Source organism: Legionella stuttgartensis, from assembly GCF_977063405.2.
Genome location: NZ_CDRUHA020000108.1, coordinates 79,323 through 94,682, shown reverse-complemented (window position 1 = coordinate 94,682; position 15,360 = coordinate 79,323). Strand labels below are relative to the sequence as shown.

Here is a 15,360-nt window from a genome sequence, read left to right as displayed (position 1 = left end):
AAGGGAAACTTAATGATTTCCGTTTATAAAGACAGTAGTGTATCATTTGTCCGTTATAAGATCACAAAGAGATTTACCATGTTGGATGTGAAGGAAAAAGCAAAACTTGCATGGCACTGCCGCCGAGGAATGCTGGAGTTAGACCTTATTTTACAACGATTTCTTGAGCAAAAAGTTGATCATTTATCCATACAAGAGCTCGCTGCTTTTAATTCATTATTAAGTTGTACTGATCCTGAGTTATTTGCTTGGTTAATGGGGCATGATGATCCTCAAGATAAAGAGTTAAAAGAAATTGTTACTATTATCCGAAATAACAATTGAACCCGGAAAGTCAAAGATTTATTTGCGTTTGATTTTAGTGGTTTATCTCATTACCGTTACATTAATACTTTTTTCATCCATATATCTATTGCTTAAACTGTTTTTTCTTGGCCTTATTTTCATTTTTTTGAAAATTGATAGGATAAAGCAAAGTCCGTGCTCATCAATTAGAAAAATTCAATTTATTGGTAATAAGTGGATTTTAGAAATGCGTCAAGGTAATAAGGAATCATATATCCAAGCAGTAGTCCTAATTCATAATCCTTTTTTCCAGCTTATTGAATTTGCAAATTTAAGACAAAAAAAACGAATTGTTTTATTTCTGGATCAAATTACACCTCATCAATTACGTCTATTACATCTCAAAATAAGCCAAAGTAGTATATAATTGTACATATGGTTTAAATAAAGGCCAGTCATTTAAATAATGGAATTATGAGGAAGTGATGAGTAAAGAAACTTCTTATAGTGATGAGGACTTGATTAATTTGGCGAGACAAGGGGACATGGAAGCTTATAATCTGTTGTTGTCACGGTATAACAATAAAATACAACAAATTATTCACTTACATATTCAAGATAGAGCAAATGTTAGTGATCTGGCACAAGAAGTATTAATCAAAGTTTATCGCTATTTGCATTATTTTAAAGAAAAAAGCCAGTTTTCTACGTGGCTGTATCGAATTACTCAAAATACAATTAAAAATCATTATCGAGCTGCTAATCTACGTATGGATCTGGAAGCAGAATTTGCTGATAATTATTATCCAGCGGTAGAGTTATCTCCTGAATATCTATTAATTAATATCGAGTTTGGTGAGCAATTGGAGCTGATTCTTTCCACTTTATCCGAAGAGTTACGTCTCTGCTATGGTATGTACATTCTAGATGGCCAATCTTATGAAGACATTGCAAAAAAAATGGATTGTCCAATAGGAACTGTTCGATCACGTATTTTTAGAGCACGAAAATTGATCATGGATTCAATAGGTCAATTTGTTTTATAGACATTTATTCTTTCCATAATTATGATATGAGCGCAATGTTCGACTGTTTTAGTCAGTTGTTTTCTAAATATTATAAAGAGTTAAACTCATGCCTAATTCTCTGGAAATTCGTTTAGCAAGCTGTCGAAACATACTTCTAGGACTTCATCTAGACTATCAATTTTATGGAAACAATGATTTTGAACCAAAAATTAAGCAACAATTAGATGAGGTGGATACGTACTATAAAGATTCATTTGAGAAATCAGCAGTGAGTTCTCACGCAATTATAGAAAGTTATGAGTTGTTTGTGTCATATTTGGTAAAAGTTAAAAAAGGTGAGATTTCTGCAGAACAAGCATTAGCCGGAATCCAAGAAGCCACTTTTAATAGAAAGTTAGCTATTGTCTTCTATAATATTGCCAAGGCATTGGAAATGACTTTTTGGGCGATTGCCATTCCCTTTTTTTTACTTAGTGCTGTCTCAGTCAGCGTACCTAACCCCATCTGTGGAATAAGTCTTACAATCATTTTCACTGCGCTCATGTTAAAATCAATAAATAATTTTTTTGACTGTATCAATGATTTCAAATCTTGTACGCGATTACTTGCCGAGGATGAACGCGAGCGAAGTTTGGTATCGTTTTTTAAACCGGCCATTTCCTCTTTACAGGAATCAAAAGAAGTCAGCTCGGAGGTGGTAAATTTGGATCCAATATTTAGTTAGCTTTGAGAGAAAACTAATATCATCTTTAATTGTTTTTCAGTTACTTGCATCATCTTTAATAGTCCTTTTAATTATGATATAAAACATTCCGATTATTTACTAATCAAGCCGATTTTATTTTTCTTCGTTAACTTAAGGGATGAATTATGACTGGTTCATTGGGAAAACGTTTAAATGAATATGATAAACAAATTGATGACCTCTTCAAAGGAGTGATGAATGAAGAAATTGAAAGACAATTAAAGGCAATCAAAACTTATTATCATAAATTATATCTTGACGCGATTGATGAAGCGGCTGAAAAAGAGCATATTCAAATGTATGGGATTCTTGCAGCTGGCCTTGAGGCAGTAAAAAACGGCATGCTGGATTCTGAGGCCGTCTTAAAGGAACTTGGTGAAATAACATCCCTAAGAAAATCGAACATTGTCTTAGAAAATATTCTTACTGCATTAGAATTACTATCTTGGGCTTTGCTTTCAGGTGCATTTTTTTCTTATTGTGTTCTTATGGCGCCGCCACTTGTAGCCGTTAATCCTTTTTTTGCACTAGCCGTGATATCAATTGCTTGCATGGCCGCAATCTATTCAACAGTCAACTTCTTTGATTGTATTGATGAATTTAAATCACTCACTCCGATCGAAGAGGAGTTTAAACGAGAAAAAAATTTAGTATCATTTTTTAAGTCTCTGCCAACTTCTGAGTCGCCGCAAAAAGTATTCGAACCCAATGCCCCTCAAAAAGAAGCACAACTATACCCTCAATTAAATTAACTACCTCAATTTATTAAACAAATATTTGACACAATAAACCCCGGATAAAGCCAGATGTTATCCGGGACTTGGTTATGATGTAATTTCAACATAGAACGTCGATTAAATTTTTAGATTTTTCTTGGTTTATATTCAACAAATAAGCTGCTATTCAAAAAACATATGATAAAATGCTAACATTCAATTGAACTCTTAAAAGAACTTTATGCTGGAAAGTGACCGCTTAATCAGTACTCAAAGTACTGCCTCGGAGGAGGCCATTGATCGTGCGATTAGACCCTTAAGTCTTCGTGAGTATATAGGGCAAGATGCAGTAAGTTCGCAGATGCAAATTTTTATTGATGCAGCTAAAAAGCGAAAGGATGCTTTGGATCATGTTTTAATCTTTGGACCTCCAGGCCTTGGTAAAACTACTTTAGCCAATATTATTGCCCATGAAATGGGTGTGAATTTGCGCCAAACATCGGGACCTGTGATTGAACGAGCAGGAGACATTGCAGCAATACTTACCAACCTGCAAGCAAATGATGTACTCTTCATTGATGAAATCCATAGGCTTAGTCCAGTAATAGAAGAAATACTCTATCCAGCAATGGAAGATTATAAACTGGATATTATGATTGGTGAGGGGCCCGCTGCACGCTCTATCAAATTGGAGTTACCGCCTTTTACCTTGATTGGAGCAACAACGCGAGCCGGGTTACTTACTTCCCCTCTCAGAGATCGATTTGGTATTGTACAGCGTTTAGAATATTATTCTGTTGACTCATTAACCCAAATTGTTGCTCGGTCAGCGCAATTACTTAATGTAAAAACCAAACCCGAAGGAGCAAGAGAAATTGCATTACGCGCAAGAGGCACACCACGCATTGCAAATCGATTGCTACGACGTGTTAGAGATTATGCAGAAGTTAAAGGTGGCGGTATTATTACCGTTGATATTGCGCAAAAAGCTCTAGAAATGTTGGAAGTAGACAAACATGGTTTTGATCTCATGGATAGGAAATTACTGTTAGCAGTGATTGAACAATTTAATGGAGGTCCTGTAGGGGTGGATAGTATAGCGGCTGCAATTGGTGAGGAAAAAGGCACAATTGAAGATGTTTTGGAGCCATTTTTAATACAACAAGGATTCCTTATGCGCACTCCAAGAGGTAGAATAGCCACACCAAGAGCATATCAGCATTTTGGTTTAAATGCAGTGGAACAGGATTGATCAATGGATGCTACAACCGTGTATCAGCATTCCTTTCGTGTTTACGCTGAAGACGTAGACTACATGGGAATTGTTTATCATGCGAACTATCTTCGTTATTTTGAGCGGGCTCGTACAGAAATGTTAAGACAGAATAATCTGGTCCTCTCTGATTTAATGAAAGAAGATACTCTTTTTGCCATATATGATGCACATGTTCGTTATAAAGCACCAGCTCGATTAGATGATTTGCTAACAGTAAAAACACAAGTTCAGCAATTAGGAGCTTGTAGTTTTTTATTTGATCAGAGCATGCAAAATCAGCAAGGCAAAATAGTTTGTGAAGCTAAAATTCAAGTTGTTTGTGTGGATAGCAATTTAAAACCAAAGCGATTTCCACATTGAGTAATGAGTTGTTATCGTTATCGGGGTATAGATAAAACTATAATTCGATGATGATTTATAAAATAAGATCTTGGTACTGGAGATAATATAAATGGGTAATCAAGCAAATGTATTAATGTACTTTATGCAAGCAGGTCTAGTTGTTAAATCAGTCATGATGTTACTCGCTGCTGCTTCCATTACTTCATGGACATTAATATTTCAACGCGCCTGGTTTTTTAATCGTAAAAAACAGCTCACAGATTCCTTTAATCAAAGATTTTGGGACAGCGGTGATTTAAGCAGACTTTATGCCGATATTGATAGTAATTCAGAAGAGCGGGATGGTATGGCTGCTATTTTTCATGCCGGCTTTAAAGAATTTGTACGTTCTAGAAAACTGGGCAACGTAATTATTGAACCCATCCAACGGGTGATGCAAATTACCCATGCCAAAGAAGCTGAAAAGCTGGAAAAACATTTGCCTTTTTTTGCTTCCGTGGGATCTATTGCCCCTTATGTAGGATTATTTGGTACTGTTTGGGGTATAATGACCTCCTTCCAGGCATTAGGTCATGCTCAACAGGCAACTATTGCTATGGTTGCTCCTGGTATTTCTGAAGCGTTAGTAGCCACCGCTTTAGGTTTATTTACAGCAATACCGGCAGTTATTGCATATAACCGATATACAACGCGCGCTAATGATTTATTAAATCGATTTGACTTATTTCAGGAAGAATTAATATCGCTTATAGAACAACAAAACAGTGATACTGTAAGAGGGTAGAATTTGAAATGATCAGAGCAAAAACCAAGCGCGAGCGCCCCATATCAGAAATTAATGTCGTACCCTATATCGATGTGATGTTGGTTTTACTTGTTATTTTTATGATCACAGCACCAATGCTGAGTCAGGGAGTAACTGTAGATTTACCTAAAGCGGCAAGCCAGACGCTGTCACCTACAGATAGAGAGCCTATTATTGTTTCAGTAAATCAACAAGGTACATATTTTCTTAACATCAGCACTACCCCCGCTGAGCCTATAGAGTCTCAAGCTTTAGTTGTTCGTGTTGCTGCAGAGTTAGAATTAGCAAATCAATCAGGTCAAAAGCTGAACGTTTTAGTTAAGGGAGACCAGGGCGTTGCGTATGGTAAGGTTGTTCAGGCAATGGCTTTACTCAAGCAAGCAGGGGCAGAACAGGTAGGATTGTTGACTGATTCAGAGCAAGAAAAATCAGAGGGGCAAGCATGATAAGTCCAAGTTATCGTAAACCTTTTTTTGCCGCAATTGGTTTACATCTCTTTTTAGTGGTAATGCTTTTGACCGATAGCTCAAGCCAACGACCTGTTTTAACGGCGGAAACGAAAAATACGCCTGGAGTAGAGCAGCCAATTGCTGTAACTCCACAAAAGGAAATAGTAAAGGCGGTGAGTGTCGATAACAAACAAGTTATGGAAACGGTCAATCGCTTGAAACAAGAGCGTGAGCAACAAAAAAAGGCTGAAGTTAATCGACAGAATGAACTCAAGCGACAGGCTGAAGCGGCAAAGCAACAAAGAATAAAAGAGCAGCAACAGCTAGCTCGACTTAAAGAAGAAGCTAATAAAATAGCAATTGCACGTAAAAAACAAGCAGAGGAAGATAAAAAGCGTTTGAAGAAACTTGAAGAGCAAAAGGCATTGGAAGCAAAGCATATTGAAGATTTAAAAAAACAAAAAGAAGAGTTGGTAAAACAACAGAAATTGGAAGCTAAAAAGCTTGCTGAGTTGAATAAGAAAAAGATAGCAGAGAAGGAGCAAGCTGATAAATTAAAAGAGGAACAAGCCCGAAAGGAAAAGGCTGATCTTGCAAAAGCAGAAATGGAAAGAAAAAAACAAGCTGAGGCCGCAGCTGCAGCGAAACAAGCACAAGCAGCAGAAAATGCTGAGAGACAGGCACGTATAGCTGGTGAAGTTGACAAATATAAAGCACTCATTGTTAATGCTATAGGTAGAAATTGGATATTACCTGAAAATGTTGACAGTAGTTTATCAAGCCAATTCAGAATACGCCTTGCTCCCGATGGAATGGTGTTGGAAGTTACTTTAACCCGCAGTAGCGGTGATCCATTGCTTGATCGTTCAGCACAAACAGCTATTTATAAGGCATCACCACTACCTGTGCCCGCAGATCAAGAAACATTTAGTTTGTTTCGTGATATAAGTTTAACCGTTCGACCAGAACAAGTGAGGGGGTAAAACTCGTGATTAACCGGATTATTACACTATTCTTAGTACTTTTTACGCAGCAAGTTTTTGCTCTTGATTTAGAATTAACCCAAGGGATTAACTCTGCTTTACCAATAGCAATCAATTCTTTCGGCTCAAATAGTACATCTCAAGAAATCGGACAAATTATTGAAAACGATTTAAATTTATCAGGTCAGTTTCGAATTGTTTCAGGTCCCCAAGGTGCGAATGCGCAATCATCAGTAAGCACGTTAAAACAACTTGGTGCGGACAGTGTTGTAACTGGACGTGTTAACCAAGTAGGAAGTCATTATGAGGTGAGTTTTACTTTAACTGATGCTGTAGCTAATGGGGCAACTTTATTAACAAAAACATATCAGATTAACGCAAATCAAATTAGGCCTTTAGCACATCACATTAGCGATGAAGTATATCAAAAGTTAACGGGAGAAAAAGGCATATTTTCTACCCGTATCGCTTATATTTCGGTTCAAAGAACTACCAGCAGCACTCGTTATTCACTCGAAGTTGCTGATGCGGATGGACATAATCCACAAAGCTTATTGATTTCATCCGAACCTATTATGTCACCAGCATGGGCTCCTGATGGTAAAAATATTTCTTATGTTTCTTTCGAGAAAAAAAGAGCTCAAATATTTACTGTTTCAGTTGAGACAGGCCAAAGACGCTTGATCACGAGCTTCCCAGGAATTAACGGCGCACCTGCTTGGTCTCCCGATGGCAGGGAATTGGCTGTAGTATTATCTAAAAGTGGGACACCAAAAGTGTACAGTATAGACATCAACACCGGTAACATGAAGCAATTAACCTTTGGTGATGCCATTGATACTGAACCACGTTATGCCCCAGATGGAAAAAGTCTATTATTTACCTCAGGTAGAGGAGGCTCGCCACAAATATATCGTTTATCTTTAGCTAATGGCCAAGTAAGTCGAATAACGTTTGAGGGTAACTATAACGCGCGTGCCTCTTATACACCTGATATGAAAAATATCATTATGTTGCACCGTGACGATAAGCAATTTAACATAGGAATGCAAAGTGCAAGTGGTGGGCCTATTGCTAGCCTTACATTCTCTGGCCGTGATGAATCTCCATCTATTGCCCCCAATGGTCGTTTAATTCTGTATGCGACCCATAATCAAGATAAAGGTGTATTGGGTATCGTTTCTCTGGACGGTAGAATAAGAATGAGACTTCCCGCACGAGAAGGAGATGTACAAGAGCCGGCGTGGTCTCCCTATTTGAGTTAATTATGACACGAATTATTTATGTACTTGTTTTGTGTTTAGGGGTTATAAATAGCTATGCTTGGAACGCGGCAGGCCACAAGGTCGTGGCACAGATTGCCTATGATAATTTATCACCAAAAGCAAGAGACATGTGCTATAAATACCTTCGTTCGCGCACGCATAACACACCTAACTCAAGTTTTGTTAGTGCTTCGACTTGGATGGATGACATAAGGTGGCGAGGAGTATATTGGTATGATGTAATGCATTATATCGATATCCCTTTTTCCAGCGACGGGACTCGCTTGCCTCCCATTGAAAGTACTAATGCAATCAAAACAATTAAACAAGCCTCGGCTGTTCTTAGCTCTAAAAAAACGAATCCATCAGACAAAAAACTTGCATTACGTATGCTAATTCATATCGCTGGTGATATTCATCAACCCTTACATGCCGTAACACAAGTCAGCGCACAACATCCTATGGGTGACTTAGGTGGTAATTTATTCTTATTGGGGAAAAATCCAGTAGGAAGTAATTTACATCAATACTGGGATAATGGCGCTGGTTTTTTTCTGGGCCAATATGATGAGGCACGAATTAAAAGTACCGCGCAGCAATTGGAACAAAAACTACCTTGTTCTACGATCATTGATGCCCAAATAAGACCTGCTAAATGGGCAAAAATGTCTCATAAGCTGGCTTTAAGAAATGCTTATCAAATAAATTCTAATGAAATACCTAGTGATAAATATCAAGAAAATGCTCAACTATTAGCGCAAAAACAGGTTACTTATGCAGGATGCAGGCTAGCGGCATTGCTTAATAAGATCGCTCAAACATAATTTTTTAATAAAGCTCAAATCATGCCCGATAAATTTAAAATTTATTTTGCGTAAAATGATTTATTTTGCTGTCGTTAAAATTCTCTTGCAATTGCTCATAGAGCGTTTCAAGCTTGGCTATTAATTTTGGAAAATTATTCTCGAGTTGTTCCTTCTTCTTCACATTTTTTCCATGCTGCCATTGTGTGAGCTTGCCAGGTTTCTTAAATGTTGAATATGCTTTTTTATGGGTTGTTTCAAAAGAGTGTTCTGTTTTTTCTAAAGCTAAGATATTCTTATTGAATTCATTAATTAGTTTATTCAACTGAACTGAGAAGGGCGCACATTTATCCTCATGGAATCTTATTTGTAAACTAATTAGTTCAACAAAAATATTAAACAGCCATTGATAATGTAATAAATCGAATACATCTATTCTATAACAAAGACAGGGAGCTATATTGTTTTGCATGAGTTTGATTGCTAGATCTGATGAACAGGGGGCTTGAAATAAAGGAAGCCGAGCTCGGTTTAATTTAGTAAAAAATGGAATTAATGAATATTTAGTAAATCCATTTATCAAAGGTTTAGCGCTTAGTTCTTTACTTGCTCCAGGTATGGCTTCCTTACAGAGATAAAGATAGAGCTGGTATTGTTGATCAGCATAATTCTTCAAATAAAAATTCAATTTTTCTTCTTCTGTAGTCGCTATCCCTGTATTTAAAACTTGAATTTTTAGATGGGTATTTTGAGACTGATAATGTTCGATTATTGATTGAGGTTCAGTATCATCAAAAACCACAAATTGAGTTTCATGTGCTTTTTCATATTCATGCTCACTCAACAAAATAATATGATTTGAAATACCAATTTTATCAAGTTGGTGTATGTGGCCTAAAGGAATGTCAGTATATTCTATATTCGACCAAATTACTGCAGTTTTCATTTGTACTTACAATAAAGGAGCGTTAATTAAATATAGCTCAGGAAATTGAGCGAGCTGTGAAGATTTTTTTAAAAATATTAATTGTGCATTCAAAAAATGGAGAAAAACAGAATATAAATCCTGTGCTATATTTTAGAGGCAATTGTTGAAAAAATGGGATTTATCCTCAAATAAAAAGGAATTATAAAAATGAATAAATTATTTGCAAAGATTAGTATATTGGGTTTATTAATGAGTGTTTCTTTATACGGTTGGACAGGACCTTGTAAAGCCATAGCAATGTCTTGTATGCAAAATGGTTACTATAAGGGCGGAGAGAATGCAGGTAAAGAGTTAGTTAAAGACTGTGTTCTACCTGTAGCAATGGGTAATAAACAATTACCCAATACCAATTTTAGTGCAGAACAATTGCAACAATGCAAAATGAAAATAGCTGAGAAAATAAAAAGTAAAATGCAAGATAAAATGCAACAGTAACAACTAAACCCTCTCCCTCAGGGGAGAGGATTTTCCTCTTATTCCTTTTGTAATGATTCCATCACTGCACCTAAGAAACGAGTGGCTTCGCCTCCAGTGACTGCTCTATGGTCAAAGCTTAGTGATAGGGGAAGTATGTTGTGAGCTTCAACATTCCCCGTACTATTGACAACTGCTCCTTGATAGAGCCTACCTACAGCTAAAATGGCAACCATTGGGGGAACAATAATCGGACTTGCAAAACGACCAGCAAACTTTCCAAAATTAGAAAGAGTTATCGTTGCTCCTTTCAATTTATCTGCAGTAATTTCTCGATTACTTACTGATTTTTTAAAATCATTAATTACTTTTCGTAGATCGGCATCGGAAAGTTTTGCTGCATCATGAATAACAGGTACAAACAAACCTTCTTCATTATCCATGGCTAATCCGAGGTGTACCTGCTCAAAACATTGGCGTGCACTATGTTTTGTATCAAACCATGCATTTAATGCAGGTTCTTTGTTAGCAGCGTTGATCATTGCTCGGACAAGGCGAACGGTAATATCGGTACCAGGCTTCCAAGTACTAATATCTGCTTCATCAAAGATACTTACCGGAACTACTTCGGCGTGTGATTGAACCATGCTGTTGAGCATTGCGCGTCTTACTCCGCGCAGGGGCTCAAAACCCGCAGGAACTTCAGAGTTTTTATCTGCTTGCGCTTGAACATCAGTACGAGTAATGACACCAAATTCGCCAGTTCCTTTAACTGTAGATAAATCAACCCCCAATTTTTTAGCAAGCATTTTAACAGCTGGTGTTGTCCTGATACGATTTCTTGTACCATGTTGGGCACCAATGGTGAAGTTATCTTCAAAAACTTCACTGCTTTCTTCTAAGTTACCGACAACGGTTCCTTTATCTGCAGTTTTGGCACTGGTTGATTCAAAAGCTACCAAGGGCTCCCCCGTTTTAATTACATCTCCAGGTTTACCGTATAATTTGCTAATAGTTCCAGACTGAGGACAGGGTACATCAACTACTGCTTTTGCAGTTTCCATAGAAACCAAAGGTTGATCTGCTATGACTTTATCACCTTCTTTGACAAACCATTCATGAATCTCTGCATCCGGTAGACCTTCACCCAAATCAGGTAGATTGAATATATTCATTATTACTCCATTATGCTCATAACGCTGTTTTTAATACGTGTAACACTGGGTATGTATTGTTTTTCCAATTGGAAATACGGCATTACCGTATCATATCCAGTCACCCGTTGAACTGGAGCCATTAAATCAGACATAGAATTTTCCATAATCTGTGCTGAAATTTCGGCACCCACTCCACAAGTTTTTGCTCCCTCATGAACGATAACACAACGCCCCGTTTTCTCTACTGAGGCTAAAATTGTCTCGATATCTAGTGGTTTAATTGTTGCTACATCAATTACTTCGCATGAAATTCCTTCGTCACCCAATTGTTTCGCTGCTTGTTGTGTTTCGTGAATACTAGCACCCCAACTTACTAAAGTGACGTCATCCCCTTGTTGCAAAGTAAAACATTTGCCTAGAGGAAGAGCTTCTCCATTATCTTCAACAGGCTGTTTAACCAAACGATAAATTCGCTTTGGTTCAAGAAAAATTACTGGATCAGGATTACGAAGAGCAGCTAAAAGCAAGCCATAAGCACGTCGTGGAGAGGAGGGGATCACTACCTGTAAACCAGGAATGTGAGCAAATAATGCTTCAGTACTTTCTGAATGGTGTTCAGGAGCACGAATACCACCACCAAAAGGGGCTCTAAAAACGAGCGGACAATGCAGTCGCCCACGAGTTCTATTACGCATTCGCGCCGCATGAGAAATAATTTGGTTCATTGCTGGATAGATAAATCCCATAAATTGGAATTCGGCTACAGGTTTTAGACCCTGTATTGACATACCAATTGCTAATCCAGCAATCATTGACTCTGCCAGAGGAGTATCAAAAACTCGTTTTTCTCCGAATCGCTCTTGTAATCCTACTGTGGCACGGAAGACACCTCCATTTTTACCGACATCTTCTCCAAAAACCACGACATTTTCATCATGAGCTAACTCATAAGCCAAAGCCTGAGTTACTGCCTCGATTAAAGTAATATCAGGCATGAGTTGCTTCCTCCATAGCTATTGCACGTTGTTCCACTAAATATTCAGGTAGTTCTGCATAATGATAATCAAAAATGCTACTAATCGGTTGTGTCTTCATACTTAAATATTCATTAACGGCTTCTTCTACCTCTTTAGAACATTGGATTACTAAATTTTCCTCATCTTGCGCATTCCAGATCTTTTGTTCTGTAAGAAACTCTTTAAATCGTGAGATAGGTTCTTTCGGTTTTGCCTTTTCAACTTCCTGACATGGTTGATACCGTGTCGCATCATCAGCAGTAGTATGATCTGATAAACGGTAAGATAGGGCTTCAATTAAAGTTGGTCCTTCACCACGGCGAGCTTTTTCTATCGCATCGCCAATTACCTGTCTTGTTGCTAGAATGTCATTTCCATCAATTTGCATCCCTGTAAAACCAGCCGCTATAGCTTTCTGGGCAATCGTTTGTGTACCAGTTTGTTGATCTCGAGGGACAGAAATAGCCCATTGGTTGTTATTAACTATAAAGACAACAGGTAACTTCCAAGTACCTGCAACATTCATTGCTTCGTAAAAATCTCCTTCTGAAGTCCCCCCTTCACCAAGGCATACGACAGCAACACGTGGTTGATTTCTGTATTGGAATGCAAATGCGACTCCCGCTGCATGCAAGCACTGAGAGGCGATAGGTACACATATAGGTAAGTCTTCTGAATTGCATGAATACTGGCTGCCACGTTCATCGCCACCCCAGAATGCCAAAATTTCAGACATTTTTACGCCGCGTTGAAATTGAGCAGCATAATCTCGATAATAGGGAACAAACACGTCTTCAGGACGCATTGCATGACCTATAGCTGCTGAAATTGCTTCTTGTCCATTAATCGGGGCGTAAGTTCCCATTTTACCAGTTCGCTGCAAAGCAATTGCTTTTTTATCAAATGTTCGTGTAAGAACCATGATTTTATATAGTTCTTTAAGCACCGCATGATCATGGGCAAAAAGGGGTAATTGACCGACCAATTTTCCATGTTCATTTAAAAACTGAGTATATGTAATATCAAATTGAGCAACTGTTGACATATAAGGCTCCTTGTCAATAAAGCGTTTGCATAGCATACTCACAAATTAATTCAAAAACCAGAGAATAAGTAAGAAACTTGTAGCCCTGGATGAGGCGTAGCGGAACCAAGGAAAGGTCTAAAATATTAATCTCCTGGGTTGCGTTGTGCTTTGTCCGGCCTAGATTGAAGTAAGATTTATAATAATTAGTAAAGAGGAATATTTTGAGTCAAATTGTATTATATTCACTGGAGTATCACGATTCATTACATGAGTACTATCAAAAATTGCACCATTTACCTGGTTTTGTTCTTCTTGAGAGTACAGATCGCTTTCATGGACGTTATGATATTATCAGTGCTTATCCTTATGATTCTATTGAAATCGATCAAAATTCTCATGATTTTCCGGGTTTATTAAAGAAAATCAGCGAAATCTTATCGCCAATACCTTCCGTAGCGGATCTTCCTTTTCAAGGTGGTGCTCTTGGTTATATTTCTTATGATCTTGGTGCAAAGTTATTAGGGATAGACTCTTGTAGACAACCTACATTAGAGAATATGCCCTTGTTGAACTTTGGATTATATGATTGGGCAATTATTGTAGATCATAATCAGAAAAACATAACATTATTCGCAGCAAATACGCTCCAATCCACTCACAAGGTAGTGGAAGAAGTATTGACATTATGGAATACCGATACGAAACAGTCTTGTGATGCAAACATTAAAAGTGATTTTACTTCTTTGATGAGCAAACAGGATTACATGAAAGCGTTTTCTTCCATATATCAATTTTTAAAAGAGGGACGAAGTTACCAGGTCAATCTTACTCAACCATTTCATGCTGCTTATGAGGGAAATAGCTGGGCTTTTTATAAAAAAATCTGTATGAAAAACCCTGTACCTTTTGCAGCCTTTCTAAGAACTGCCGATGCTGATATTTTAAGTTTTTCACCGGAGCGTTTTCTTTTTTATGACGCAGGTAAATTAACTACATCGCCTATTAAAGGAACAATTGGTCGATCCAAAAATGATATTGAAGATGAGCGATTAAAAAATAAATTAACATCTTGTGAAAAAAATCGAGCTGAGAATGTAATGATAGTTGATTTATTGAGAAATGATCTGGGGAAAATTGCACAACCTGGTTCAGTTAAGGTAACTGATTTATGTGAGGTGCAAAGTTATAATTCAGTTCATCATTTAGTAAGTACAGTTGAAGCTCAATGTTTGCCCACCATTTTGCCATTTGAAGCTTTTTTGTCTTGTTTTCCGGGTGGTTCGATTACCGGAGCACCCAAAATAGAATCCATGCGAATTATTAACGAGCATGAATCTTATGCGCGAGGAATTTATTGCGGGTCTATAGGCTATTTTTCACGACATGGGCGGTTTGATACGAATATTGCGATTCGAACGATGACGGCTAAAGATAATATTTTGCATTTAGCTGCTGGCGGTGGAATAGTTATTGACTCAAACTGTGAAGATGAATATCGTGAATGTTTTATTAAAATAGCAGCGGTTATTAATGGACTTAAATGATTTTAAAGGGAAAAAACTTATGCATTCGGCAGTAGTTGTTTTGTATGAGAAATTATCTGACTCATTAATTTTAACCCAACGCAGTGATCAATTGCGCACTCATCCTGGAGAAATTTGTTTTCCTGGTGGTATATGGGAAGAGGGGGATGAGAATTATTATGGTACCGCACTTAGAGAATTGTATGAAGAGTTAGGTATTTCCCCAGAACGTGTAACCCTAATTAAAGAATTGGATACACAAAGAACACTATTGGGAAGTATTATTCATCCTTGGTTTGCAAGCATTGAGTCTGTTCAACCCTATCAATTAAATGTTCATGAAGTAGCACGTTTAATATCAATCCCAATGACACTAGTACAAGATGCTAAAAATTATAAAGATTTTAGGGTTGAGCGCGGCGGTCGCAATTATGTCACTTGTGAGTTTACTGCGAATAAGGATTGGGTGTGGGGAGCAACAGCTCGCATAATGAAACAATTGGTTAAACAAAAGTAGTGAACAAACGCTCTGATTAGT

The 15,360-nt window shown here is 37.5% G+C and carries 19 protein-coding genes; 15 read left to right on the top strand and 4 right to left on the bottom strand.

The window, feature by feature from the left end:
- Positions 1–78 precede the first annotated feature (78 nt).
- The 12 genes from ACWTEW_RS34045 (at position 79) to ACWTEW_RS33990 (ending at position 8,718) form a co-directional block, all read left to right on the top strand.
- Positions 79–324 carry an FAD assembly factor SdhE gene (locus ACWTEW_RS34045; RefSeq protein ID WP_454782414.1) on the top strand — a complete coding sequence of 82 codons (246 nt, stop codon included), beginning with the start codon at positions 79–81 and terminating at the stop codon, positions 322–324.
- Between the two features lie 208 nt (positions 325–532).
- A complete protein-coding gene (locus tag ACWTEW_RS34040; RefSeq protein WP_454782413.1) occupies positions 533–712 on the top strand; it encodes a hypothetical protein in 180 nt (59 codons plus the stop codon).
- Positions 713–770: 58 nt separating this feature from the next.
- Positions 771–1,331: a sigma-70 family RNA polymerase sigma factor gene (locus ACWTEW_RS34035; protein ID WP_454782412.1), complete on the top strand. Its 561-nt coding sequence runs from the start codon at positions 771–773 to the stop codon at positions 1,329–1,331.
- Between the two features lie 88 nt (positions 1,332–1,419).
- A complete protein-coding gene (locus ACWTEW_RS34030; protein WP_454782411.1) occupies positions 1,420–2,037 on the top strand; it encodes a DUF5638 domain-containing protein in 618 nt (205 codons plus the stop codon).
- Between the two features lie 146 nt (positions 2,038–2,183).
- Positions 2,184–2,810 carry a DUF5638 domain-containing protein gene (locus tag ACWTEW_RS34025; protein WP_454782410.1) on the top strand — a complete coding sequence of 209 codons (627 nt, stop codon included), beginning with the start codon at positions 2,184–2,186 and terminating at the stop codon, positions 2,808–2,810.
- A 205-nt stretch (positions 2,811–3,015) separates the two neighbouring features.
- Positions 3,016–4,026, top strand: a complete 1,011-nt coding sequence (ruvB, locus tag ACWTEW_RS34020; protein ID WP_454782409.1) for a Holliday junction branch migration DNA helicase RuvB — start codon at positions 3,016–3,018, stop codon at positions 4,024–4,026.
- A gap of 3 nt (positions 4,027–4,029) precedes the next feature.
- On the top strand, positions 4,030–4,410 hold the full coding sequence (locus ACWTEW_RS34015) for a YbgC/FadM family acyl-CoA thioesterase (RefSeq protein ID WP_454782408.1): 381 nt from the start codon (positions 4,030–4,032) through the stop codon (positions 4,408–4,410).
- Positions 4,411–4,501: 91 nt separating this feature from the next.
- Complete coding sequence (gene tolQ, locus ACWTEW_RS34010) at positions 4,502–5,176, top strand: protein TolQ (protein ID WP_454782407.1); 675 nt, start codon at positions 4,502–4,504, stop codon at positions 5,174–5,176.
- 8 nt (positions 5,177–5,184) lie between these two features.
- The gene (gene tolR, locus ACWTEW_RS34005) at positions 5,185–5,643 is read left to right on the top strand and encodes a protein TolR (RefSeq protein WP_454782406.1); all 459 of its coding nucleotides are present in this window, start codon (positions 5,185–5,187) and stop codon (positions 5,641–5,643) included.
- Positions 5,640–6,629: a cell envelope integrity protein TolA gene (gene tolA / locus ACWTEW_RS34000; RefSeq protein ID WP_454782405.1), complete on the top strand. Its 990-nt coding sequence runs from the start codon at positions 5,640–5,642 to the stop codon at positions 6,627–6,629. Before tolR ends, tolA begins: the two co-directional genes overlap by 4 nt.
- Positions 6,630–6,634: 5 nt before the next feature.
- Positions 6,635–7,894 (top strand): Tol-Pal system beta propeller repeat protein TolB, encoded by a 1,260-nt coding sequence (tolB, locus tag ACWTEW_RS33995; RefSeq protein WP_454782404.1) that lies wholly within the window; start codon positions 6,635–6,637, stop codon positions 7,892–7,894.
- A 2-nt stretch (positions 7,895–7,896) separates the two neighbouring features.
- On the top strand, positions 7,897–8,718 hold the full coding sequence (locus ACWTEW_RS33990) for a S1/P1 nuclease (protein ID WP_454782403.1): 822 nt from the start codon (positions 7,897–7,899) through the stop codon (positions 8,716–8,718).
- 34 nt (positions 8,719–8,752) lie between these two features.
- On the opposite strand, the gene ACWTEW_RS33985 is transcribed toward ACWTEW_RS33990, so the two are convergent.
- Positions 8,753–9,643, bottom strand: coding sequence for a hypothetical protein (locus ACWTEW_RS33985; protein WP_454782402.1), 891 nt, complete (start codon positions 9,641–9,643; stop codon positions 8,753–8,755).
- 189 nt (positions 9,644–9,832) lie between these two features.
- On the opposite strand from ACWTEW_RS33985, the gene ACWTEW_RS33980 reads away from it, so the two are divergent.
- Positions 9,833–10,120, top strand: a complete 288-nt coding sequence (locus ACWTEW_RS33980) for a hypothetical protein (RefSeq protein ID WP_454782401.1) — start codon at positions 9,833–9,835, stop codon at positions 10,118–10,120.
- Positions 10,121–10,158: 38 nt separating this feature from the next.
- Here the strand turns inward: ACWTEW_RS33980 and ACWTEW_RS33975 are convergent, their stop codons facing one another.
- The 3 genes from ACWTEW_RS33975 to pdhA are packed head-to-tail and all read right to left on the bottom strand — an operon-like array spanning position 10,159 to position 13,317.
- A complete protein-coding gene (locus tag ACWTEW_RS33975; protein ID WP_454782400.1) occupies positions 10,159–11,274 on the bottom strand; it encodes a dihydrolipoamide acetyltransferase family protein in 1,116 nt (371 codons plus the stop codon).
- A gap of 2 nt (positions 11,275–11,276) precedes the next feature.
- Complete coding sequence (locus tag ACWTEW_RS33970; RefSeq protein ID WP_454782399.1) at positions 11,277–12,251, bottom strand: alpha-ketoacid dehydrogenase subunit beta; 975 nt, start codon at positions 12,249–12,251, stop codon at positions 11,277–11,279.
- Positions 12,244–13,317: a pyruvate dehydrogenase (acetyl-transferring) E1 component subunit alpha gene (gene pdhA, locus ACWTEW_RS33965; RefSeq protein WP_454782398.1), complete on the bottom strand. Its 1,074-nt coding sequence runs from the start codon at positions 13,315–13,317 to the stop codon at positions 12,244–12,246. Before pdhA ends, ACWTEW_RS33970 begins: the two co-directional genes overlap by 8 nt.
- 203 nt (positions 13,318–13,520) lie before the next feature.
- Here pdhA and pabB point away from each other — a divergent pair, with 203 nt between their 5' ends.
- Both pabB and ACWTEW_RS33955 read left to right on the top strand, forming a co-directional pair.
- A complete protein-coding gene (gene pabB / locus ACWTEW_RS33960; RefSeq protein ID WP_454782397.1) occupies positions 13,521–14,843 on the top strand; it encodes an aminodeoxychorismate synthase component I in 1,323 nt (440 codons plus the stop codon).
- Entirely contained in the window at positions 14,830–15,339 is a 510-nt protein-coding gene (locus tag ACWTEW_RS33955) for an NUDIX hydrolase (protein ID WP_454782396.1), read from the top strand. Before pabB ends, ACWTEW_RS33955 begins: the two co-directional genes overlap by 14 nt.
- Positions 15,340–15,360: the final 21 nt, after the last annotated feature.

Coding starts and splice junctions, on each gene's coding strand:
- ACWTEW_RS34015 (WP_454782408.1), top strand. CDS start 4,030: ATGGATGCTACAACCGTGTATCAGCATTCCTTTCGTGTTTACGCTGAA.
- ACWTEW_RS33955 (WP_454782396.1), top strand. CDS start 14,830: ATGGACTTAAATGATTTTAAAGGGAAAAAACTTATGCATTCGGCAGTA.
- ACWTEW_RS34045 (WP_454782414.1), top strand. CDS start 79: ATGTTGGATGTGAAGGAAAAAGCAAAACTTGCATGGCACTGCCGCCGA.
- pdhA (WP_454782398.1), bottom strand. CDS start 13,317: ATGTCAACAGTTGCTCAATTTGATATTACATATACTCAGTTTTTAAAT.
- ACWTEW_RS33990 (WP_454782403.1), top strand. CDS start 7,897: ATGACACGAATTATTTATGTACTTGTTTTGTGTTTAGGGGTTATAAAT.
- ACWTEW_RS34025 (WP_454782410.1), top strand. CDS start 2,184: ATGACTGGTTCATTGGGAAAACGTTTAAATGAATATGATAAACAAATT.
- ACWTEW_RS33985 (WP_454782402.1), bottom strand. CDS start 9,643: ATGAAAACTGCAGTAATTTGGTCGAATATAGAATATACTGACATTCCT.
- ACWTEW_RS34035 (WP_454782412.1), top strand. CDS start 771: ATGAGTAAAGAAACTTCTTATAGTGATGAGGACTTGATTAATTTGGCG.
- ACWTEW_RS33970 (WP_454782399.1), bottom strand. CDS start 12,251: ATGCCTGATATTACTTTAATCGAGGCAGTAACTCAGGCTTTGGCTTAT.
- ACWTEW_RS34040 (WP_454782413.1), top strand. CDS start 533: ATGCGTCAAGGTAATAAGGAATCATATATCCAAGCAGTAGTCCTAATT.
- tolQ (WP_454782407.1), top strand. CDS start 4,502: ATGGGTAATCAAGCAAATGTATTAATGTACTTTATGCAAGCAGGTCTA.
- ACWTEW_RS33975 (WP_454782400.1), bottom strand. CDS start 11,274: ATGAATATATTCAATCTACCTGATTTGGGTGAAGGTCTACCGGATGCA.
- ACWTEW_RS33980 (WP_454782401.1), top strand. CDS start 9,833: ATGAATAAATTATTTGCAAAGATTAGTATATTGGGTTTATTAATGAGT.
- tolA (WP_454782405.1), top strand. CDS start 5,640: ATGATAAGTCCAAGTTATCGTAAACCTTTTTTTGCCGCAATTGGTTTA.
- tolR (WP_454782406.1), top strand. CDS start 5,185: ATGATCAGAGCAAAAACCAAGCGCGAGCGCCCCATATCAGAAATTAAT.
- ruvB (WP_454782409.1), top strand. CDS start 3,016: ATGCTGGAAAGTGACCGCTTAATCAGTACTCAAAGTACTGCCTCGGAG.
- ACWTEW_RS34030 (WP_454782411.1), top strand. CDS start 1,420: ATGCCTAATTCTCTGGAAATTCGTTTAGCAAGCTGTCGAAACATACTT.